The 21,651-nt window shown below is 63.9% G+C and carries 21 protein-coding genes; 11 read left to right on the top strand and 10 right to left on the bottom strand.

What is annotated here, in order from left to right; genetic code table 11:
* Nucleotides 1-6: 6 nt before the first annotated feature.
* Nucleotides 7-1,383 carry an MCE family protein gene (locus tag KVY23_RS20935; RefSeq protein WP_230558089.1) on the bottom strand — a complete coding sequence of 459 codons (1,377 nt, stop codon included), beginning with the start codon at nt 1,381-1,383 and terminating at the stop codon, nt 7-9.
* Between the two features lie 96 nt (nt 1,384-1,479).
* Nucleotides 1,480-2,382, bottom strand: coding sequence for a CPBP family intramembrane glutamic endopeptidase (locus KVY23_RS20930; protein WP_230558088.1), 903 nt, complete (start codon nt 2,380-2,382; stop codon nt 1,480-1,482).
* A 181-nt stretch (nt 2,383-2,563) separates the two neighbouring features.
* Here KVY23_RS20930 and KVY23_RS20925 point away from each other — a divergent pair, with 181 nt between their 5' ends.
* Complete coding sequence (locus tag KVY23_RS20925) at nt 2,564-3,025, top strand: MarR family winged helix-turn-helix transcriptional regulator (RefSeq protein WP_206511457.1); 462 nt, start codon at nt 2,564-2,566, stop codon at nt 3,023-3,025.
* A 22-nt stretch (nt 3,026-3,047) separates the two neighbouring features.
* Here the strand turns inward: KVY23_RS20925 and KVY23_RS20920 are convergent, their stop codons facing one another.
* Both KVY23_RS20920 and KVY23_RS20915 read right to left on the bottom strand, forming a co-directional pair.
* Nucleotides 3,048-4,073: a Gfo/Idh/MocA family protein gene (locus KVY23_RS20920; RefSeq protein WP_230558087.1), complete on the bottom strand. Its 1,026-nt coding sequence runs from the start codon at nt 4,071-4,073 to the stop codon at nt 3,048-3,050.
* 24 nt (nt 4,074-4,097) lie between these two features.
* A complete protein-coding gene (locus tag KVY23_RS20915; RefSeq protein ID WP_075837611.1) occupies nt 4,098-5,003 on the bottom strand; it encodes a sugar phosphate isomerase/epimerase in 906 nt (301 codons plus the stop codon).
* A gap of 233 nt (nt 5,004-5,236) precedes the next feature.
* Between KVY23_RS20915 and KVY23_RS20910 the strand changes: the two genes are divergently transcribed.
* Together KVY23_RS20910 and KVY23_RS20905 are read left to right on the top strand one after the other, a co-directional pair.
* Nucleotides 5,237-6,229: a LacI family DNA-binding transcriptional regulator gene (locus KVY23_RS20910; RefSeq protein ID WP_230558118.1), complete on the top strand. Its 993-nt coding sequence runs from the start codon at nt 5,237-5,239 to the stop codon at nt 6,227-6,229.
* Nucleotides 6,230-6,348: 119 nt separating this feature from the next.
* On the top strand, nt 6,349-7,500 hold the full coding sequence (locus KVY23_RS20905; RefSeq protein WP_230558086.1) for an acetyl-CoA C-acetyltransferase: 1,152 nt from the start codon (nt 6,349-6,351) through the stop codon (nt 7,498-7,500).
* A 99-nt stretch (nt 7,501-7,599) separates the two neighbouring features.
* Here the strand turns inward: KVY23_RS20905 and KVY23_RS20900 are convergent, their stop codons facing one another.
* The 4 genes from KVY23_RS20900 to KVY23_RS20885 are packed head-to-tail and all read right to left on the bottom strand — an operon-like array spanning nt 7,600 to nt 11,067.
* Nucleotides 7,600-8,661, bottom strand: coding sequence for a nitronate monooxygenase family protein (locus KVY23_RS20900; RefSeq protein WP_230558117.1), 1,062 nt, complete (start codon nt 8,659-8,661; stop codon nt 7,600-7,602).
* A 2-nt stretch (nt 8,662-8,663) separates the two neighbouring features.
* Nucleotides 8,664-9,416, bottom strand: coding sequence for a CoA-transferase subunit beta (locus KVY23_RS20895; protein ID WP_206511859.1), 753 nt, complete (start codon nt 9,414-9,416; stop codon nt 8,664-8,666).
* On the bottom strand, nt 9,413-10,279 hold the full coding sequence (locus tag KVY23_RS20890) for a CoA transferase subunit A (RefSeq protein WP_075837608.1): 867 nt from the start codon (nt 10,277-10,279) through the stop codon (nt 9,413-9,415). The genes KVY23_RS20895 and KVY23_RS20890 overlap by 4 nt, the downstream gene beginning before the upstream one ends.
* A complete protein-coding gene (locus tag KVY23_RS20885) occupies nt 10,276-11,067 on the bottom strand; it encodes an enoyl-CoA hydratase family protein (RefSeq protein ID WP_230558085.1) in 792 nt (263 codons plus the stop codon). Before KVY23_RS20885 ends, KVY23_RS20890 begins: the two co-directional genes overlap by 4 nt.
* Before the next feature lie 110 nt (nt 11,068-11,177).
* Between KVY23_RS20885 and KVY23_RS20880 the strand changes: the two genes are divergently transcribed.
* Nucleotides 11,178-11,966, top strand: coding sequence for an SDR family oxidoreductase (locus tag KVY23_RS20880; RefSeq protein ID WP_206511856.1), 789 nt, complete (start codon nt 11,178-11,180; stop codon nt 11,964-11,966).
* Nucleotides 11,963-12,871 carry an SDR family oxidoreductase gene (locus KVY23_RS20875; protein WP_230558084.1) on the top strand — a complete coding sequence of 303 codons (909 nt, stop codon included), beginning with the start codon at nt 11,963-11,965 and terminating at the stop codon, nt 12,869-12,871. Before KVY23_RS20880 ends, KVY23_RS20875 begins: the two co-directional genes overlap by 4 nt.
* Before the next feature lie 4 nt (nt 12,872-12,875).
* Here KVY23_RS20875 and KVY23_RS20870 read toward each other — a convergent pair whose 3' ends face one another.
* Together KVY23_RS20870 and KVY23_RS20865 are read right to left on the bottom strand one after the other, a co-directional pair.
* A complete protein-coding gene (locus KVY23_RS20870; protein WP_230558083.1) occupies nt 12,876-13,718 on the bottom strand; it encodes an SDR family oxidoreductase in 843 nt (280 codons plus the stop codon).
* Entirely contained in the window at nt 13,715-14,902 is a 1,188-nt protein-coding gene (locus KVY23_RS20865) for an acyl-CoA dehydrogenase family protein (RefSeq protein ID WP_230558082.1), read from the bottom strand. The genes KVY23_RS20870 and KVY23_RS20865 overlap by 4 nt, the downstream gene beginning before the upstream one ends.
* Nucleotides 14,903-14,948: 46 nt before the next feature.
* On the opposite strand from KVY23_RS20865, the gene KVY23_RS20860 reads away from it, so the two are divergent.
* From KVY23_RS20860 to KVY23_RS20835, 6 genes are read left to right on the top strand one after another with little or no spacing between them, the layout of a single operon-like run.
* Nucleotides 14,949-16,505 (top strand): FadD3 family acyl-CoA ligase, encoded by a 1,557-nt coding sequence (locus KVY23_RS20860; protein WP_230558081.1) that lies wholly within the window; start codon nt 14,949-14,951, stop codon nt 16,503-16,505.
* Nucleotides 16,502-17,395 carry an enoyl-CoA hydratase gene (locus tag KVY23_RS20855; protein WP_230558080.1) on the top strand — a complete coding sequence of 298 codons (894 nt, stop codon included), beginning with the start codon at nt 16,502-16,504 and terminating at the stop codon, nt 17,393-17,395. The genes KVY23_RS20860 and KVY23_RS20855 overlap by 4 nt, the downstream gene beginning before the upstream one ends.
* 6 nt (nt 17,396-17,401) lie before the next feature.
* Nucleotides 17,402-18,541: an acyl-CoA dehydrogenase family protein gene (locus KVY23_RS20850; RefSeq protein WP_230558079.1), complete on the top strand. Its 1,140-nt coding sequence runs from the start codon at nt 17,402-17,404 to the stop codon at nt 18,539-18,541.
* The gene (locus tag KVY23_RS20845) at nt 18,538-19,551 is read left to right on the top strand and encodes an acyl-CoA dehydrogenase family protein (protein ID WP_230558078.1); all 1,014 of its coding nucleotides are present in this window, start codon (nt 18,538-18,540) and stop codon (nt 19,549-19,551) included. The genes KVY23_RS20850 and KVY23_RS20845 overlap by 4 nt, the downstream gene beginning before the upstream one ends.
* Nucleotides 19,548-20,711 (top strand): acyl-CoA dehydrogenase family protein, encoded by a 1,164-nt coding sequence (locus KVY23_RS20840; RefSeq protein ID WP_230558077.1) that lies wholly within the window; start codon nt 19,548-19,550, stop codon nt 20,709-20,711. Before KVY23_RS20845 ends, KVY23_RS20840 begins: the two co-directional genes overlap by 4 nt.
* A 31-nt stretch (nt 20,712-20,742) precedes the next feature.
* Nucleotides 20,743-21,411 (top strand): TetR/AcrR family transcriptional regulator, encoded by a 669-nt coding sequence (locus KVY23_RS20835; RefSeq protein ID WP_230558076.1) that lies wholly within the window; start codon nt 20,743-20,745, stop codon nt 21,409-21,411.
* Nucleotides 21,412-21,651 lie beyond the last annotated feature (240 nt).

Raw genomic sequence — 21,651 nt, 5'->3', positions numbered from 1 at the left:
CTTCAGCTACGAGGAGGTACTCGTGAAACTCACTTGTGCCCCTCTGAGCGCCGGCGCTCCCGCCGATGTCACCCACGACGGAACCTCTGTCGGAGATGTTCCAGTTGCCTGGCCGTAGATCACGGCCAGCGTGTCACGTTCGAAGTCCGAACCCTGGTAGCTCGCTGGTGCCGCGCCACCGGGCGCACCCACCAGCGACCCGGGAATTGCCGAGTACTGCGGCGCCGGAAGCTCCGGGATGTCCTGCGGACCGGGGTTGCGCGAGGGAACCTGGTAGGAGCCGTCGTTGGGCGAGCCTCCCGGGTACTGCGGGAAGAACTCCCCCGCCTCGGTGTCGGCCGGTGTGTAGCAGCGCGGTCCACGATCGTCGAAGAGCCTCGGCTCGTCCTGATTGGGCAGGTAACGGCCCTTGGGGTTGACCACTGGCATGTGAACGTTGATGCCTTGGTATTCCTCACCGACACCGATGACCGTCTGAGCTCGTTCGACGATGGGGACGAACTGCGAGAACGTGCACCCGAACGCCGGCGAATACTGCGCCAGCAGCTCGAGCGCCTCACGGGAATCGGCCGAGATACGAATCAGGTTGTCCGCGTTGACCTCCAAGAAGTCCGCCGTCGACGCACTCGTCGCCGTCAGCGACCCGATCAACGTATCGACCGCCGGACGCTGCTCCACGAAGGTGTTGCCCGTGACCGACAGATTGTCCAGCGCTTCGATCAACTGCGGCCCCGCATCGGCGTACGTCTGCGAGAAGTCCGCGAGACCGCGCAACCCCTGCTGAATGTTCGGCAACTCGGTGTTCAAGCCGGCGAAGATGTTCTCGAGCCGATCGATCGTCAACCCCAACTCCGCGCCGCGACCGTCGAGACCCTGCGAGAGCGCGCCGAGCGTGTTCGCCAGATCCTGCGGCGGAATCGCTTCGAGCAACGGCAACAGGTTGTCCAGCAACTGACCGACCTCGATCGCGTTGCCACTGACATCCTGCCGCAGCACCGTGCCGTCGACGACCGGCGACGCAGAGTTCTTCTCCGGCACCATCAATGCCACGTACCGCTCACCGAACAACGTCTTCGGCAGCAACCGGGCGGTGGTGTTGGAGGGAATCATCTCCGCCTTGTCCGGATCGATCGCCATCCGCGCGGTCACCACACCGTCGACCGCCGAGGTCGAGCGAACCTCGCCCACGATCAGACCGCGAACCTTCACATCGGCGTTCAGCGGCAACGCATTACCCACCGAATCGGTGATCAGATCGACACTGACCACCTCTTTGAACGTCTTGTTGTAACTGGTGACCGACCAACCGACGAACAGAACTACTGCGACGATGAGAAGCGCGCCCAACATACGCCGTCGAAGCGGAGACGCTGAGACGATCACGAGGCGCTGCGTCCCGGAACAGAACCGAGGCAGTCGGACACGGCGGAAACAGCGAACGAGGGAGGAACGATCATTCCCCAGACATTAATGTAACGGCTAGTAACGATCATTATCCACAGGTGTGAGACGGCTTACATCCGTCTCGAGCACTGGGATCGCGGTCCCGCTTCTACTGGCACCGGGAATCATACTATCGAGCGCGCGCGGCACGAGCCACCACATCAGCGCACCGAACAGGACGAGGATATTGACCCACTGCAACAGGGTCGCCATGCTGTCGTGCACGAGCACTCTGTCCAGCGCTTGAATGTTCATCACCATGCCGTGCACGAGGATCAGCACCCACAACCGCCTGAAACGGTAGTACACCCACACTGCAGCGGCACCCCACACGAAGGCCCAGAGAAATCCCCCCATACCGAAATACAGGTAGATGAGTCCTCGCATCGCCCCGGCGAGAACCATGATCCACCCGATCGGAATGCGGCCGACCAGGAGTACCAGCGGTAGCGCAGCAAGCAGCGGCTCTTCACGAAGGCCCGCGGACAGAGCGGCCAGCACTGCAAGCCATGGCGATTCGACCGTGGCGGGAGTTGAAAACTCGAAGCGCATGACACCGGTGCGATCGAGCACCAGAACCACAGCTGACGCCACCGCGATGGCCGCACACCATGCGACGGCCGCGTCCATCGCGCTGCCCGATCGCTCGGGTAGCACAGCCGTCAGGAACCGCCCGCGGACCGCGATCACCACCCACAGTGCGGCTGCACCGACCACCAGCTGCACCGCGAGCACGACGAGATCGATGACCTGATCGTGCGTGGTGAGCACAGGCGGCGGGGCACCCGGCTCCCGGAAACGCCATATCGAGCCGAGAATGCTCACCGAGTACAGAACTAGCCACGCGGACACAAGACCGAGAACGAGCAGGCCCGTCAGCCATCGACTGACCCCGCGGGGCGAATCGACACCCGGGTCCATCGATCGCGCGTCCGCCACCGCCGTCTCCCACTCTCTGCAGATTCTCGCCCTGTCGAGGCTTCGCCCCTCGAGGTCTCATCGGACAGGGATCTGTCTATCACGGCAACGGCGCATTGGGCGGTTCTACGATCGCGGTATCACTCGAGCCTGTGCACTGAAAAGTAGTTGTCCAATCAACCACTCTCGGTACTCTGGGCAGGTGAAATCGACACATTGGCTCGACCGCGAAGAGCAGCGGATGTGGCGCTCCTACCTGGATGCGACACGACTTCTTCTGCTTACCCTCGACCGCCAACTCGAACGCGACTCGGACATATCGTTCACCGACTTCGAGTTGCTCGTGCTGCTTTCCGAAGCCACCGAGCACCGAATGCGCATGAGCGCACTGGCCGAAGCGGTGACCACCAGCCGAAGCGGTGTCACCCGCGCGATTTCCCGGTTGGTTGCCGCCGGCTGGGTACGCCGGGTCGAATGCGAGAACGACAGGCGCGGAACACTCGCCGAACTCACCGCCGATGGCGAGCGAAAACTTGCCGCCGCAAGCCCCGGACATGTCGACGCCGTTCGCGCGAACATGTTCGACCTACTCACGCCTGAGTCTCTCGAAACCCTGGCCCAGATCTGCGAAACGATGCGCGCACACATGACCGAGCGCCGCTGAAGCTCATTCGAATACCGTCGGCTCAGATGGACGAACGGTCGACCATGGCGACCTGCACCCGCTCACCGGTTTCGAGCGAACTCACTCCGGCCTCACACACGGCCGCCGCAGCATATCCGTCCCAAGCGCCCGGGCCGTCGACGTAGTTGCCCGATTCTGCGCCCCGCACGACGGCATCGACCCAACGCTGAATCTGCACGTCGTACGCCTGCCCGAAACGCTCCTTGAACGACGGCGTGATGGCGCCACCCCACGTCCCGGGCTTGCTCTTTCGTACCAGGCCCACGTCGAGACCGATAATGGCGCTGCCGAGTTCGGCGACAACCTCGGTACGAACCTCGTAGGCAACGCCGGTGGTGACGAACACCTCGGTGTCGACGTGACGTCCCGACTCCGTCGAGAACACTGCGATCTGCGGATCCTGCAGCCCCTCGGGCGCTTTCGAGCTGGGAAACGGCTTGATTATCTGCACCGAGGTGATTTCTTCGTCGAGGAGGAAACGAGTGACGTCGACTTCGTGTACCAAGGAGTCCTTGACCACCATCGCGCTGTCGAAGTGCGAGGGCACCGATGGGTTGCGGTGCACACAGTGCACGACGAGGGGGCGGCCCAGATCACCGGAGTCGATGAGCCCCTTCAACTCCACATACTCGGCGTCGAAGCGCCGCATGAAGCCGACTTGAATCAGAGTCTTTCCCAGCGCGGCCTCTGCCTTGACAACCTCGAGGGATGTTGCGGCGTCCGTGGTCAACGGCTTTTCGCACAGCACAGGCTTTGCGTTCTCGAGGCATGCGAGCAACTGTTTCTCATGCGTGGGCCCCGGCGTCGCCAACAGCACTGCATCGACCTCGGGGTCGGCAATGGCGTCGATCGGGTCGATCACCACGCGGCATCCGTCGATCGTCGCGGCGAGTTCCTCGGCCCTTTCGGTCACATAGTCGTTGATGACAGTTACCCGTGCTCCGGCGATCCGGGACTGAATTCGGGCAACATGATCGGCGCCCATCATGCCTACGCCGAGTACGGCGATTCTCAGTTCGTTCGACATCGATTCTCTTTCGATAGATGGGCGTCACTCGAAGGTGACGGAGGAAACCCCGCAGGAACCCAGGTATTTGCGGGTGCGCTGCGCGATCGGCAGCGGGGCGTCGGGAGAGCACGGGTACATGTCCTGCTCGACGATGGCGAAAACTTCGATGTCGAGCTTGTCGATGGCGGCCAGCAACGGCGGCATTGCCGGAATTCCGAGTGGAGGCTCCGTCATCGCACCCAGCTTGACGGCCTCACCGAACGGCAAGTCCTCGGCTTCGACCTTGGCCCGAACCACCTCGTTCACCTGCTTGAGGTGGAGGTACCCGATACGTTCGGGTGCTCGCTCGATGATCGCGATGTTGTCGCCGCCGCAGTAGCTGATGTGTCCGGTGTCGAGGCACAGATTCACGAATTCAGGGGACGTACCGTCGAGGAACCGGTAGACGTTCTCCTCGGTGTCGACATGAGAATCGGCGTGCGGATGATACTGAGCCTTGACTCCGTACTGCTCGAACATGCGCTTGCCGAGTTCGTTCATGCCGTCGGTCTTCTTGCGCCACTGGTCGGCCGTCAGATTGCGGTCCTCGAGCACCTCGCCGGTACCGGGGTCACGCCACATCTCGGGGATGACGACGACGTGCTTGCCGCCGACTGCCGCAGTCAGCTTGGCGACGTCCTCGATCTGAGTCCACACCGCATCCCAGGCGTCGTCCTGGTGCAGATGTTCGAACACTGTTCCGGCCGACAGCTTCAGGCTGCGCGATGCGAGCTCGTCGGAGAGCTTCTCCGGGTCCGTTGGCAGGTATCCGTACGGCCCCAGCTCGATCCACTCGTAACCGGAGGCCGCTACCTCGTCGAGAAAACGGGTGTACGGGGTCTGCCGAGGGTCCTCGGCGAACCATACGCCCCACGAATCCGGTGCAGATCCCACGTGGATCACGCTCATGGTTGTCCTTTCGACGGTCTCGGTTGCACGCGAGCCAAGACGCGGTTGCCTGGCTACTGTGAGTGGGTACTGACGCGCGTCACTAACGCGCTTCAGTAAGCAACTATCGTGATGTGTTGTGTGATTGTCAAGACATTTGAACATCGCAGTTGTGGTAGCCACACCGACCAGGAGGATGCGTGCAGACACCCAGCGGCTCGACGGACCCGAAAGCCTCTCGTCGCCGCCCGACCATGGCCGACGTGGCCGAACGCGCAGCTGTCTCCCGCACCCTCGTTTCGCTCGTCTTCAGCGACAAGCCGGGCGCCTCCGAGGCGACACGCGAACGGGTTCTGCGCGCTGCCGACGAACTGCGCTATCAGCCCGACCGCGCCGCCCAACTGCTGGCACGCGGACGCAGTCGGACCATCGGCCTGCTCACCGATGTCAAACAGACCTTCCAAGCCGAGATGGTCGGCACCGTCTACGACGCCGCGGAAGCAGCGGGCTACGACGTGCTCTTATCGGTCGGCGGACCCAACCGTGATGAACACAAGGCCATGGAGGCTCTGCTCAGTCATCGGTGCGAGGGACTCGTGCTGTTCGATCCATTCTCCGATTCCGAATATCTGAGATCGGTGAACGAACGCGCCGTCCTCACGATGGTCGGGCGCCGTGTCGACCCCATCAATTCTGTACGCTCCGCCGACAGCACAGGGATTGCGCAATCGGTCGATCATCTCGTAGCGCTGGGCCACCGCGACATCGTGCATATCGACGGTGGAGAGCAAGCGGCATCGAAGGACAGGCGCAGCGCCTACATTGCGTGCATGCGTCGACACGGCCTGGGCCGACATGTCCGGATAGTCCCCGGCGCACACGACGAGGCCGCCGGTGCAGCGGCAGCCGTTGCGCTGCTGCAGGAATCGGCCCTTCCCACAGCCATCCTCGCGGGCAACGACCGGAGCGCTCTCGGTGTCATGGACGAGCTGGTCAAGGCCGGGATCGCCGTACCGTACGACGTCTCGATCGTGGGATACGACGATTCACCCCTGTCGAGCCTGTCTCGAATCGACCTGACGACGGTGCGTCAGGACAGCGCGGAACTTGCCCGAAAAGCTGTGGAGTTCACCGTGACCAGCCTCGAGGACGAAAACGCCGAACCCGCCAACACCGTGATCGAACCGCACCTGGTCGTGCGCGGAACCACGGCACCCGCGCCAGGGCATCGCGATCGGCGGAGCTGACCGCCGGGACGGTCGGGGATCACCCACCGGGTTCTGTAGTTAAACAACTGCTTGGTTGTTATCATCGCGGTGTCACCAGTCGCGTCGACACCCGATCGCGACCGATCGCGAGGAGAGCCATGCCCGAGGCCTACGTCATCGACGCCGTCCGAACTCCCGTAGGGAAACGAGGCGGTACGCTGTCGGAGATCCACCCGGCGGACCTGGGAGCCGGCGCAATCCGCTCTCTGTTGGACCGCTCCCCGATCGATCCCGTGAACATCGACGACGTCGTGTTCGGGTGCGTCGACGCGATCGGACCGCAGGCGGGGAACATCGCCAGAACCGCATGGTTGGCGGCCGGATACCCGGAAGAGGTGCCCGGAGTGACCGTGGACCGCCAATGCGGGTCGAGCCAGCAGGCCGTTCACTTCGCCGCGCAGGCGATCATGAGCGGCACAGCAGACATGATCGTCGCCGGTGGCGTCCAGAACATGTCGAAAATTCCCATCGCATCGGCAATGACGGCGGGGCAACAGTACGGCTTCGACACCCCGTTCGTCGGCTCGACGGGATGGGAACACCGCTATGGCAAACAGGAGATCTCGCAATTCCGTGGCGCAGAGCTGATCGCGGACAAGTGGGATGTCAGCAGGCAGGACATGGAAATGTTCGCGCTGACGAGTCACACCCGTGCACGCGCGGCGATCGCAACCGGCCGTTTCGATCGGGAGATCATCGCAGTCGACGGCCACACCGTCGACGAAGGTCCACGCTCCACCACGCTGGAGAAGATGCAGGCGTTGCCGACTCTCGTCGACGGTGGACGTCTGACCGCCGCTCTGGCCAGTCAGATCTCCGACGGCGCCAGCGCGACCCTCCTCGCATCCGAAGCCGCCGTGCGCGAATACGGGCTGCGTCCCCGCGCACGGATCCATCACCTCAGCGCCCGCGGCAGCGACCCGGTCTTCATGCTGAGCGCTCCGATACCGGCAACCAAGTACGCGCTCGAACGCGCCGGTCTGACGATCGACGATATCGATGCCGTCGAGATCAACGAGGCGTTCGCACCCGTCGTACTGGCCTGGATGAAGGAGATCGGGGCCGATCCGGAGAAGGTGAACGTCAACGGCGGCGCCATCGCCCTCGGACACCCGCTCGGCGCTACCGGCACGAAGCTGTTGGCCACACTGCTCTGCGAACTCGAGCGTATCCAAGGACGCTACGGGCTGCTGACCATCTGCGAGGGCGGCGGAACAGCCAATGTGACGATCATCGAGCGGCTCAGCTAGTCGCTACTATCCGACTCAGCTGAGCCGCTAACGCTCGGCTCAGCTGAGCCGCTAACGCTCGGCTCAGCTGAGTCGCTAACGCTCGGCTCAGCTGAGTCGCTAACGCTCGGTGATCGTTCGGGACGCCGCGTCGATCGCCAAAATAGCCTCGGAGACGACCGATTCGATCAGGTCGGCGCAGGTCGGTAGGTCGGCGAGCATGCCAACGACCTGACCGGACGCGAGCACACCTGCTTGCGCGTTACCGTCGACGAGTCCCGATTTGAGCAGCATGGGGGTGTTCGCGGCCATCAGTACCTGACCCCAGGAAAGATCCTTACCGCGGCGCATGGCCAGACCGTCACGAACCATCGTCGACCAGGACATTCCCGTCATCGACTTGAATCGGGCAGCGTTGCGCGCGGCGTGCACGAAACCGAGTGCGCGCGAGGACTTTTCCAGTGTGTCCACCAGTTCGGTTCGAAGCACCCGGTGCGGCATTCCGTCCACCCGAGTGGACACCACCGTTCCGTCGAGACCCGCGGACAGATACCGTTGCTTGACCGCGTCGGGCACCGTCGATTCCTGCGTCAAGAGAAACCGTGTTCCCATCGCAACTCCGGCAGCGCCGTACGATAATGCCGCCGCCAGTCCTCGCCCATCGAAGAAGCCACCGGCAGCGACGACCGGGATGTCGACGGCGTCCAATACCGAGGGCAGCAACAAAGTCGTTGCCACCGGCCCGGTGTGGCCCCCGCCCTCCCCACCTTGGACGATCACGGCATCGGCGCCCCAGCCCGCAACTTTTCGAGCATGCTTGGCCGCTCCGATCGATGGAATAACCACCACCCCAGCATTTTTCAACGTATCGATGAGTTCGGGACGCGGCGCCAGAGCGAACGACGCCACTCGAACCTTCTCACGGATCAGTAGACTCACGCGCTCTGCAGCATCGGCTGCATCGGCGCGGATGTTGACCCCGAACGGTCGGTCGGTGGCGGCCTTGGTCTTCGCGATCGCGGTGGCCAGCTCAGGGTAGGTCATCGTCGCCGACGCCAGTATCCCGAGACCTCCGGCGTTCGAGGTCGCCGCCACGAGACGTGGCCCCGCGACCCATCCCATTCCGGTCTGCACGATCGGGTGCTCGACGCCGACCAGTTCCGTGAAACGCGTACTGAGCATTCTCACTTCGCCGGGACCTCCTTCTCGCGCAGTCCTCGCGGATCGATGGCATTGCGGATCAAGTTCAGTTCGTCCTCGCCGGGAATCCGCGTCTGCGTCACGGACGAGATGTCGAGTTCGAAGCCGGTCGCAGCACCAACCTCGTCCGCGGTCACACCGGGGTGCACCGAGACCAACCGCATCGTGTTACCTGCGCCCGAGAAGTCGAGCACTGCGAGATTGCTGACGACTCGGTGGATGTCGAGAAACCGTCCCGCGGGATTTCCCTCGACCTTGTCGTAACCGACCCCGGACACCATGTCGACGGCGTCGACGAAGACCCGAGTCGAGTGGCGCGGAACCCAGTAGCTCGTGCGGTGGTTGATGGTGTTTCCCGGCCCACCTCGAACGCCGAACATCTGGCGCGTCGGCTTGGCGTGGTTGCCGAGGCAGGAAATGTTCTGATTGCCGTGACGATCGAGCTGATTGGCACCCATCACCACGTGACGCCGCCCCGAGGCGACGACGTCGAAGACCGCGCGATACGGAATCCACCCTTCGATGGGTGCGGAGGCCCCGAGGGCAGGGGTGTCGGCCAGCAGGTACGCCTCACCATCCGAAAGCAGCAGATCGGGTTCGGTGGTCAACCGCGCCAGTCGGGCACCGATACTCGGCATGAGCCCCATGGGGCTGGCCATTATCTCGCCAGCGCCGCTGAACAGGTCCGCGCAGGCGGTCGCGCAGATCTCCGCACGTGTCACGTGCTCGGTGGTCATGCGTCGACATCCTGTCGGTCGGTCCCGGACACGTAGTTCTCGTAGAACTTCGCCCATTCGGCATCATCGGCTGCGGCGGCGACATAGGCCTTCTGGAAAGCTTCGTCGCGATCGTAATCCGGTACGCACGAGGTGAAGTGCGCGCCTCCGGGCGCCGCGATCACTGCATCGACCATCATCCGATTGGTCAGCATCGCTTGCGGCGGTGCCGCAGCGACGAGTTCGGCTGTCGGCACGATCCTCTCGCAGGTCAGATAACGGCGTGTCGCGGCACGCAGATAGAGATCGTCGAAATACGGATCCGGCCCCAGATACACTCCGTTGCCGCTCGCGTCCGCCAGGTTCAGATGCACGAACGCAGCATCGAGTGTCAATGCGGGCATTGCTACGAGCTCCTCGAACTGGTCGGTCCCCGGTATCGGATAGGGCGATCTGATGGTGCGCAGTTCCGGGTAGTAGGTCATCACGTCGGATCCGATGCCTGCGCGTATCGGCAGAAACGGCAGACGCGCCGCTGCCGCCTGCAGGCCTGCGTTCAACATGCCCTCGTCCACCTCGCGTACCTCGATGGATCCGGTCGTCCGTGCACGCGAGAACCATGGGTCGTACGGGATCGAGTCCAATGACACGAACCCGTATACGACGCGTCGCACTTTCCCTGCCGCGCAGAGTAGTCCGACATCGGGACCGCCGTACGAGACGACTGTGAGCTCGCGCAGCGGTGATCGCAGTAGCGCGCGCACTGCTGCCATGGGCTTGCGCCGAGATCCCCACCCGCCGATGCCGATGGTCATACCGTCGGTCAGCTCGCTCACTACAGCATCGAGAGTGCTGGTCTTGTCGCGCCGCTCCGGTGCCGTCATGCGTGGCCGCCCTTTCCTCGGTGGTCCTGGTGTTCGCTGGTGCGAAAGTTGTTGTCGAGCGAGCTACGACGGGCTTCGTCGGCCGCACCCGACAGATTGAGCTCGAATGTGAAGCCTTGTTCGAAGCGGTAGCTGCGATGCACCGGCTGGATGTCGATGCCGTTCAACGCTTCCTTGGCCGCTCGGATGACACGGGTGTCCTTCGCTGCGATATCACGGGCTACTCGCAGAGCGGACTCGTCCAACTCTGCGCGCGGTACCACTTCGTATACGGATCCGAAATGCTCGAGCGCCTTCGCGTCGATCCGACGCGCCGTGTAGTAGAGCGTGCGCATCAAGTGCTGGGGTACCAGACGAGAGAGATGTGTCGCAGCTCCCAGCGCCCCACGGTCGACCTCGGGAACGCCGAATGTTGCGTCGTCCGAGGCAACGACCACGTCCGCGTTTCCCACGAGTCCGATTCCTCCACCGAGGCAGAAGCCCTGTACCGCCGCGATGACCGGGACTTCGCAGTCGTACACCGCCGAGAAAGCGACGGCACATCCCTTGTTCGCACCGATGAGATGCTCGTAGCCCGAGTAGTTTTCGATCTCCTTGATGTCGACTCCTGCACAGAAGCCGCGATTCTCGGCCCGCAGCACAACGACCCGGGTTGCCGGATTCGCGCCGGCTCTCGTCACCGCCTCGGCGAGGTCGAACCAACCTTGGACTGGAAGTGCATTCACCGGCGGGTAGTCGATGGAGACGGTGACGATTCCGGGTTCCGGCTCGCTGGAAATGACTGGCACGATCGAATCCTCACTATTGCCGTACAAAGCAAGCATGTGCTTGGTAAGTTAGCACAGTCGACGGGCCAGTTCACGAGGTTCGTCGATCCCGAATTCGAGCGGAGGCACAGGTGAACACTGGTCGAGATACGCCGGTCGCCTTGATCACTGGCGGTGTGCGCGGCGTCGGCGCCGGCCTGTCACGAGCTTTTCTACGAGCTGGATACATCGTTGTCGCGTGCGCTCGGCGTGACGCGGACGCACCGATCACCGAGGGCGATGCGACCGCGCAGTACCTCCCCTGCGACGTGCGCAGGGAGGATCAGGTCGCCGCACTGGTAGCTGACGTCGTCGACCGATACGGTCGCCTCGACGCCGTCGTCAACAATGCCGGCGGTGCGCCGTTCGCGATGGCCGCAGACGCAAGCGCCGAATTCCACCGCAAAGTCGTCGAGCTGAACCTGCTGGCGCCGCTGATCGTCGCGCGGGAGGCGAATGCGGTTATGCAACAACAGCCGCAGGGCGGCTCGATCACGATGATCAGCAGCGTCAGCGCACGCCGTCCTTCCCCCGGCACGGCTGCATACGGCGCCGCGAAAGCTGGATTGGACAGCCTCACGACATCGTTGGCCGTCGAGTGGGCGCCGAAAGTTCGGGTCAATGGGGTGACCGTGGGGATGGTGGCGACGGAACTGAGCCATCTGCACTACGGGGACGCCGACGGCGTAGCTGCAGTGGAACGCACTGTTCCACTGGGACGACTCGCGACGCCGGCGGACATCGGTGCCTGCGCTGTTTTCCTCGCCTCGTCGGCCGCTTCCTACGTCAGCGGGTCGATGCTGGCCGTTCACGGCGGCGGCGAGCGTCCCGCATTCCTCGATGCCGCAACACCAACCGATAGAGAAGGAAACCGTTCATGACAGATCTGTGCAAAGGCCGCGTCGTCGTCGTCACCGGGGCAGGACGCGGCATCGGACGTGCGCATGCGCTCGCATTCGCCGCCGAGGGGGCGAGTGTGGTGGTCAACGATGTCGGTGTCGCAATCGACGGTTCGAACGCCTCCGCCGGCCCCGCGCAGGATGTGGTCGACGAGATTGTCGCAATGGGAGGGCGCGCGGTGGCCAACACCGACGACGTAGCCGACTGGGCGGGCGCGGGGCGGCTGATCGACACGGCGCTTTCGGAGTTCGGGTCACTGGACGTACTGGTCAACAATGCCGGGTTTCTGCGTGACCGAATGCTCGCCAATCTGGCCGAGGACGAATGGGACGCCGTCATCCGCGTCCACCTCAAGGGACATTTCGCCCCGCTGCGTCATGCCGTCGCCTACTGGCGGGCTGAACACAAGGCTGGTCGTGCGGTAGATGCACGCATCGTCAACACCAGTTCGGGTGCTGGTTTGCAGGGAAGTGTCGGTCAGGGCAACTACGCGGCGGCGAAGGCGGGAATCGCTGGCTTGACGCTGGTCGCGGCAAGCGAATTCGCGAGCTACGGCGTCACGGTCAACGCCATCGCCCCCGCTGCGCGGACCCGGATGACCGAGAACGCGTTCGCCGAGGACATGGCTGCGCCCGCCGACGGTTTCGATGCGATGGCGCCCGAGAACATTTCACCGCTCGTCGTCTGGCTCGGCAGCACACAGTCGGCCGCGGTCACCGGTCGAGTCTTCGAAGTGGAAGGGGGCGTCATCGGCGTGGCGCAGGGGTGGCGGCACGGCCCGTCCGTCGACAACGGATCCCGATGGGAGCCGTCCCACGTCGGCGCAGCAGTTGAGAAGTTGCTGGCGTCCGCCGAGACTCCGGTGCCGGTCTACGGAGCTCGGTGAGCGGTCAGGCTCGCTGACTGGACACCGAGACGACCTCGCCGGTGAGGTAGGTCGAGTAGTCACTCGCCAGAAATGCGATGGTGGTGGCAATTTCCCACGGCTCTGCGGCTCGACCGAAGGCTTCGTCGGATGCCAGTCGATCGAGGAGTTCGGTCGAGGTGACCTTCGCCAGGAAGGCGTGGTTGGCGATGCTGGGGGCAACGGCGTTGATGCGGACGCCGTAGGCGGCTGCCTCGATCGCGCTGCAGCGAGTCAGTGCCATGACCCCGGCTTTCGCCGCGGCGTAGTGCGCCTGTCCGTGTTGTGCTCGCCAGCCGAGGACGCTCGCATTGTTGACAATGACGCCGCCGTGCTCGACGTCGCGGAAGTAGTTCAATGCCGCTCGCGTGCACCGAAACGTGCTGCCCAGCGTCACGTCGAGGACCCTCGACCATTGATCGTCGGTCATGTCTGCAACGGGGGTCTCGCCGCCGAGCCCGGCGTTGTTCACCAGAACGTCGACGCGGCCGAGGGTTGATACCGCGTACGCGATCAACGCATCGACCTGCGCGGTGTCGGTGACGTCGCAGGTGATCGCCGAAACCTTCCCCAACCCGAGCTCCTCGAGCTCCTCGCGTGTCTCCTCGAGCCGACGGGCGTGGACATCGGAGAGGACGACGTCGGCTCCTTCGGCGAGGGCACGACGCGCAGTCGCACTGCCTATGCCTGTTCCCGCGGCCGCGGTCACGACGACGACGCGTCCGGTGAGCAGTCCGTGACCGGGGGTCTCCTGCGGGGCGACGGACAGCGGTGTCCTCGCGGACGAGTTTGCGGTCGAGGGCTGAGGGTCGGAGCTTGGGTCTGTCATGGGCGTGCCTCTCGTGGGAGTCCGAGCACTCGCTCGGAGATGATGTTGCGCTGGATTTCGTTCGAACCGCCGTAGATGGTGTCGGCGCGGGTGAACAGGAACAGGCGCTGCCACTCGTCGAGTTCACCGTCGGGGGCCAACATCGACGGTGCGCCGACGACATCCATCGCCAACTCCCCCAGTCCCCGGTGCCAGTTCGCCCACAACAGTTTCGAGATGGAGTCTTCACCTTGGGTACCGGTTCCACCGAGCGTGGTCAGCGCATAGGCACGCATCACGCGCAATCCCATCCACGCGCGTGTCAACTTCTCCCGCACGAGCGGATCCTCGATGCTCCCGTTGCTGCGAGCAACTGCGATGACACCGTCCAGCTCGCGCGCAAAACCGACCTGCTGCCCCAGCGTCGACACGCCCCGCTCGAAACCCAAGGTCCCCATCGCGATCGACCAACCCCGGCCGGGTTCGCCGACGACCAGGTCGGCGGCGGTACGGGCACCGTCGAAGTACACCTCGTTGAATTCGGAGGTGCCGGTCAACTGGGTGATCGGACGGACCGTGATGGCGTCCTGCTTCATCGGAACGAGCAGATACGACAGCCCAGCGTGACGTGTCGATCCTCGCTCGGTGCGGGCTATTACGAACGCCCAGTCAGCTAGGTGCGCCAGCGATGTCCAGATCTTCTGCCCGGTGATCACCCACTCGTCACCGTCGAGCGCTGCCGAAGTCGACACTGCGGCCAGATCCGAACCCGCTCCGGGCTCGGAGTAGCCCTGACACCACAGTTCACCGACCGAGATGATGCCCGGCAGGAACCGTGTGCGCTGTTCCGGCGTTCCGAAGGCGATCAGTGTCGGACCGAGCAGTTCCTCGCCGATGTGACCGACCCGTGCCGGGGCATCGGCGCGGGCGTACTCCTCGTGAAAGACGACCTGGTGCGAGAGCGGGGCACCGCGGCCGCCGAATTCCACCGGCCAACCGAGGCAGGTCCATCCGGCAGCGGCGAGATGGCGATCCCACTCGAGCCGTTCCTCGAATGCCTCGTGTTCTCGCCCCGGGCCGCCCAGTCCTTTCAGGGCAGCAAATCGCCCGGTGAGGTTATCGCCCAGCCACTGTCGGATCTGGATGCGAAAGCGCTCGCCGTCGTCATCTTCGGAGTAGTCGACTCTTCCCTCTTCACGGGCCATTCAGGTACGTTAACAAACCAAGCCCTTGCTCAGCTAGGAGTTGCACGTGACCGACGAGATGCAGACGACGCCCGAGGCGTTGACGCATGCCGCCGAAACCTACGGCGATACCGTGGCGATCGTCGACGGCGCAACGGAGATCTCGTTCGCCGAGTTACGCCGCCGGGTCGTCGAGGTGGCCCGGGCGTTCGTCTCTCTCGGAGTCGAGGCAGGAGACAACGTCGCCGTCTGGGCCCCCAATAGCCACTACTGGATCGTCTGCGCACTGGCCGCTCACCATGCAGGAGGACGGGTGGTGCCGATCAACACTCGCTACACCTCCGCGGAGGCAGCGGACATTCTCGAGCGAACCCGAGCTCGAATTCTCGTCGTACCGCAGTTGTTCCTGGGCATCGACCGAACAGCGGACCTCGACCGGTCCAAGTTCGCGTCGCTACGCGCCGTGGTCACCGTTCCCCCATACGCGAGCGATGAATCAAAAGCACTGCGCGGCAGTGACAACTACACGTGGGTGGACCTTCTCGCGTTGGCGGCCCGCACACCGCAATCGGTGATCGAGCAACGCACCGGCGACCTCGACGGCGAATCCGTCAGCGACATATTGTTCACTTCGGGCACCACCGGCCGAAGCAAAGGCGCCATGAGCTCGCATCGACAATCGCTGTCGGTGGCCCGCGCGTGGGCCGAGTGCACCGGCCTGCGCCACGACGACCGATACCTGATCGTCAACCCGTTCTTTCACAGCTTCGGATTCAAAGCCGGGGTTCTGGCCGCTCTCTCGGTCGGCGCAACGGTCTACCCTCTTGCCGTCTACGACCCCGAGACTGCGATGCGCATGGTCGACCACCATCGGATCACCGTCCTGCCCGGTGCCCCGACGATCTACCGGACCATTCTCGACCACCCCGCACGGGATCAATTCGACCTGTCGTCACTTCGGCTGGCAGTCACCGGCGCAGCAGTGGTTCCGGTGACACTCATCGAGCAGATGCGTCAGGAGTTGACCATTGACACGGTTCTCACGGCATACGGCCTCACCGAAGCGGTAGTAGCCACGATGTGCCGCCCCGGTGACGATGCCGCCACCGTCTCGGCCACGTCGGGTCGTGCCGCGGCCGGGTTCGAGGTGAAGATCGGAGCGCGCGGGGAGGTCCTACTCCGCGGTCCGAACGTGATGCTCGGCTACCTCGACGATTCCAAGTCGACCAGCGAGGCAATCGACGCGGACGGCTGGCTGCACACCGGCGACATCGGTTCGCTCGACAACCGCGGCTACCTGACGATCACCGACCGGTTGAAGGACATGTACATCTCCGGCGGGTTCAACGTCTATCCCGCCGAGGTCGAACAGGTGATGCTCGCATGTTCCGAGGTCGCCGACGCCGCCGTGGTGGGTCGGCCGGACGCACGACTCGGGGAGGTCGGCGTGGCCTTCGTAGTTCCCAAAGCCGGTTCGACGCCCGATCCGGCCGCGCTCATCGAGCACTGCCGCAATCGCCTCGCCGGCTTCAAAGTTCCGAAAGAAGTCTTACTGCGCGAAAAACTGCCCCGCAACGCGGGCGGAAAGGTATTGAAACGTGTACTGCGCGAGGAGTTCGTATGAACAGTGAGACCGGAGGCACCGGGTCGGAAGATTCGGATGTGGTGCTGTACGAGGTTCGTGGCAGCGTCGCGGTCGTGACGATGAACCGGCCGGAATATCGGAACGCGCAGAACTCGGTGATGACCTATGCCCTGGACGCCGCGTTCGTCCGTGCTGTGGAGGACGACGAGGTCAAGGTGATCCTGCTGGCTGGCAACGGCCGGCATTTCTCTGCCGGACACGACATCGGTACACCGGGCCGAGACGTGGACGCGGAATACGAGAACAGGGCTGTGCTGTGGTGGGACCACGTACGCAAAACCGGTGGCGACCAACGGTTCGCGCGCGAGATGGAGGTCTATCTGGGGATGTGCCGACGGTGGCGCGAGATCCCCAAACCGACCATCGCGGTAGTACACGGCGCCTGCATCGCCGGCGGACTGATGCTGTCCTGGGTCTGCGACATGATCGTTGCCAGTGAAGACGCATTCTTCTCGGATCCAGTTGTGCGCATGGGCATCCCGGGCGTCGAGTACTTCGCACACCCCTGGGTGCTCGGCCCGCGGCGCGCCAAGGAGATACTCTTCACCGGCCAACGGTTCACCGCTGCAGAGGCTTTGGACTGGGGAATGCTCAATCGAGTGGTACCGCGCGAGAACCTCGAATCCGAGTCGTTCGCATTGGCAGAGCAGATCGCGTCCATGCCGTCCTTCGGACTGGCCTTGACCAAGAAGGCCGTCAACCAATGCGAGGATTTGATGGGCATGAGATCCGGCATGGACTCGGTGTTCGGCCTTCACCACTTCGCCCATTCCCACAACGCCGAGGTGGCCAGCGATTCCCTCGGCGGAATGGATGCGCGGTCGATGAAGACCTCCGCCGAGCAGGCGTCGAACACAGGTAGGGGCTGACCGATCATGGATCTCGATCTCGATGCATCGACCGTGGCGTTCCGCGACGAGGCTCGCGATTTTCTTCGCGCGAACGTACCGAGCGATCCCCTGCCCTCCTTCGACACCGCGGCAGGATTCGAAGCTCATCGACAATGGGAACGCGTACTCGCCGAGCACAGATACTCCGCGGTCTCGTGGCCGCGTGAGCTCGGGGGTCGAGATGCGTCCATGCTGGAGTGGGTGGTCTTCGAGGAGGAGTACTACGCCGCCGGCGCTCCCGCGCGGGTGAGCCAGAACGGGATCTTTCTGCTGGCACCGACGCTGTTCGCACACGGTACGGAAGAACAGCGTCGGCGAATACTCCCCCGCATGGCGCAGGCCGATGACATCTGGGCCCAGGCATGGTCCGAACCCGAGGCGGGCAGCGACCTCGCCGGGATCAAATCCTCCGCCCGCCGCACCGACGGGGGGTGGATCCTCGACGGCCAGAAGACCTGGAGCTCACGAGCCAGCTTCGCCGACTGCGCCTTCGGGTTGTTCCGATCCGACCCTGAAGCCGAGCGCCATCGCGGCTTGACGTACTTCATGTTTCCGCTCGACGCGGAGGGTGTCACGGTGCGCCCGATCGCACAGCTCGACGGCGAACCGGGATTTGCCGAAATATTTCTCGAAGGAGTATTCGTCCCCGACCACGACGTGATCGGTCCGCCCGACGACGGGTGGAAAGTCGCGATGAGTACGTCGAGCAACGAACGCGGTATGTCACTTCGTAGCCCCGGCAGATTCGTCACTGCCGCGGCCGAACTCGTCACGCTGTTCAGAGAACACTGCGACCCATCCGACACAGCACTGGGTGATCGCGTGGTGGACGCGTGGATCGGGGCACAGTCGTACCGGTTACACACCTACGGCACCGTGACCCGGTTGACCGAGGGCGGTTCCCTCGGTGCGGAATCGTCGGTGACCAAGGTGTTCTGGTCCGAATTGGATGTGGCGCTGCACGAGACTGCACTGGATGTCCTCGGCAGCGGCGCCGAACTCTCCGGCCGGTGGACCGACGGGTACCTCTTCTCACTTTCGGGCCCGATCTATGCCGGTACCAATGAGATTCAACGCAACGTGATCGCCGAGCGGCTCCTCGGCCTCCCCAAAGGAGATCGATGAGATTTGCACTCGACACCTCTCGACTGGACTTCGGAGCCAGCATCGACGCGATGCTGGCCGCCGCGGACGTTCCCGGCATCAGCCGCGCCCTGGCCGCAGGTGACGTCGAACCGACTCGGACACTGTGGAAGTCGCTGGGAGACATCGGAGTCACGGGTCTGCTGATCGATGCAGAGTTCGGCGGTCTAGACGCCGAACCATTGGACCTGGTGGTCGCCCTGGAACGAATGGGCAAATGGGGTGTACCCGGACCCGTCGTCGAATCGATCGCAGCGGCACCCGCCCTCCTCGGGTGGACGAACCGCACGGGCAACGACGGCACTGGGCAGGGGCTCACGGAGGAGTGGCTCACCGGCCTCGCCTCCGGTGATCTCGTCGCAACGGTCGCCATCGAGCCGCACTCCCCCCACGTGCTGGACCCACACGTGGCCGGTCTTTCACTTCTGGTCAGGGAAGGCGCGATGTCGACGGCAACAGTTACTGGAACGCACCGATCGGTCGATCCGTCACGCACTCTCGGCATTGTCGAACCCGGTACAGCTGTCACGGGCGCTGACGCGGCGGTCCAGGAGGGGGTGCGGGAGGCGGAGTTGCGCGCCACACTCGGGTGCGCCGCGCAGCTTCTCGGCGCCGGCCGGTCGCTACTGACCCGGACGGTGGACTACGCCAAGGTTCGCCAGCAGTTCGGGCGGCCGATCGGGTCCTATCAGGCGATCAAGCATCAACTCGCCGACGTGATGGTCGAGCTCGAGCTCGCCGCGCCGCTTCTGTACAACGCCGCACTTTCTCTCGCCGCGCACCCGGATATTGCTCGCCGGGACGTCTCCGCAGCAAAGGTCGCGTGCGGGGACGCCGCATACCGCGCCAGCCGAACCGCCCTGCAGGTGCACGGCGCGATCGGTTACACCGCGGAGTTCGACCTGTCGCTCTGGATCACCAAGGTTCGAGCGCTGCAATCTTCTTGGGGCACCGCGTCAGTACACCGCAGGCGAATTCTGGAGGTCCTGTGATCGTGCTGAACGACGATCAGCAGATGCTCGCCGATGCACTCCGGACGATGCTGTCCAGAAAGTGCCCGCCATCGGCAGTGCGTGCGGCCATGTCCTCTGCTGATGGATTCGACCGCGATCTGTGGACAGCCCTGTGCGAGCAGATCGGTGCCGGAGGCATCTCGCTTCCCGAGGCCCACGGAGGGCAAGGCGGCGGACCGGTCGAGGCCATGATCGTCGCCGAAGAACTCGGCAGAGTTCTCGCGCCCTCCCCCGCTCTCGGATCATCGGGGATGGCCGCCGCACTGTTGAACGCCGCGAACGACGGTGATGCCAAGGACCGACTGCTTCCGCGGATCGCGGCAGGGGCGATGATCGTGTCGGTGTGCGCCGCGGACGCACAGGGCAGGTGGTTGCGCGCCGACCCGGCGGTTTCGGCCGTCCGATCCGGTGCGGTCACCCCGCAGGGCGAGGCAGCATCCACCCCAGGCTGGCTCCTGACGGGCGATTCCCACTTCGTTCTCGACGCTGGGGTCGCCGACGTGTTCCTGGTCGTCACAGCGGCCGAGGACGGTGCCGGCATCTTCGAGGTGGACGCCCGATCACCCGGTGTGCACAGCGATGACGGATCTGCGATGGACCCGGGCAGGGCGCTGCACCGGGTCCGATTCGACGGCGCGGAGGCCCGAAGGTTGAGGGTGCAGAACGCCGAGGGTGCGCTCACCGAAGCCCTCGACCGGGCGATGATCCTCCTGGCGGGCGAACAAGTCGGTGCTGCCGCACGCTGCCTCGAGCTCACTGTCGAGTACACCACCCAACGTGTCCAGTTCGGCCGCCCGATCGGCAGCTTCCAAGCTCTCAAACACCGGATGGCCGACTTGCACGTCCTCGTCCAGTCAGCAAGAGCGGTCGCGTATGCAGCGGCGGCATCCACCACGCACGATGGACTGCACACAGATGCAGCGCTCGCCCACACCTACTGCTCGGAGGTCTTCGAATCCGTTGCGGCGGAGTGTGTTCAACTACACGGCGGAATCGCCATCACGTGGGAACACGTCATGCAGTTGTACTTCAAGCGCTCGCATTCGAGCTCCGGGCTGTTCGGCCGGCCACGCGTGCACCGAACGACGCTCGAACACGCGGCAGGAACAGCCGTCGGCGATCCGCCCTCCCCAACCTAACGCTCGAGCAGGAAAGGTGGATAATTCGATCATGGCTTCTTCATCGAGATCACCTCGGGCTCGATCGACCGAAAAAAACGCCCAGGGCTCCGAACGGCGCCGAGCGCTGGTTCAGATCGCCGCCGAGTTGTTCGCAGAGCGCGGCTTCCGCTCGACAACGGTGCGCGAAATCGGCGATGCCGCAGGCGTTCTGTCCGGCAGCCTCTACCATCACTTCGATTCCAAGGAGACCATCCTGGAAGAGATTCTGTCGAGCTATCTCGACAACCTGATGGCAACGCATACCGAGATCGTAAGTCGAGAACAAGATCCGATCGCGACGCTGCGCGAGTTGATCGTCGCGGCGTTCGTCTCACTCGGTCCGCACCGGGCCGCCATCACCGTCATACAGAACGAGCGGAACTATCTGTCACAGTTCCCTCGCTTCGCGTATCTGAATAAGACCGAGAACGAGATACGTCGCATTTGGGTCCAGGTCATCGAGGACGGAATCGCGCAGGGTGTCTTCCGCGACGATCTGGACCCCAAGATCGTCTACCGATTCCTCCGCGACTCCGTATGGGTTGCCGTGCGTTGGTTCACCCCGTCCGGAGAGCTCTCAGCGCAGCAGCTTGCCGATCAGTACCTTCGGCTCGTAATGGAGGGGCTCCAAGCGCCAACGCCGGCGAAATCACGCTCGCGGCGAGCAACACCAGCGTGAGCTCGCGCTCCATCACTTCTTGACCAGAGGTTTCGGTTTTCCTACCCGCGGGTAGCTCTCGGTTCAGTGCCGTGATCGATGCGAAGGCACATAGACGACCCATCGAACCCGACTTATCCTGGTTGCACCGATTCGGTAGCGACCAAGCGCGGGTCGCAGACACGAAATGCCCTGTCGTAGTGGAAGAATGAGATTTCTCGAGGATCAAATTCGGCCACAACGAAGGGCATCTCGCAGATG

This window comes from Rhodococcus sp. I2R (assembly GCF_020889545.1).
Lineage (GTDB): Bacteria > Actinomycetota > Actinomycetes > Mycobacteriales > Mycobacteriaceae > Rhodococcoides.
Note: the sequence above shows the minus strand (reverse complement) of the source record. Positions and strands in the feature narration are given on the sequence as shown.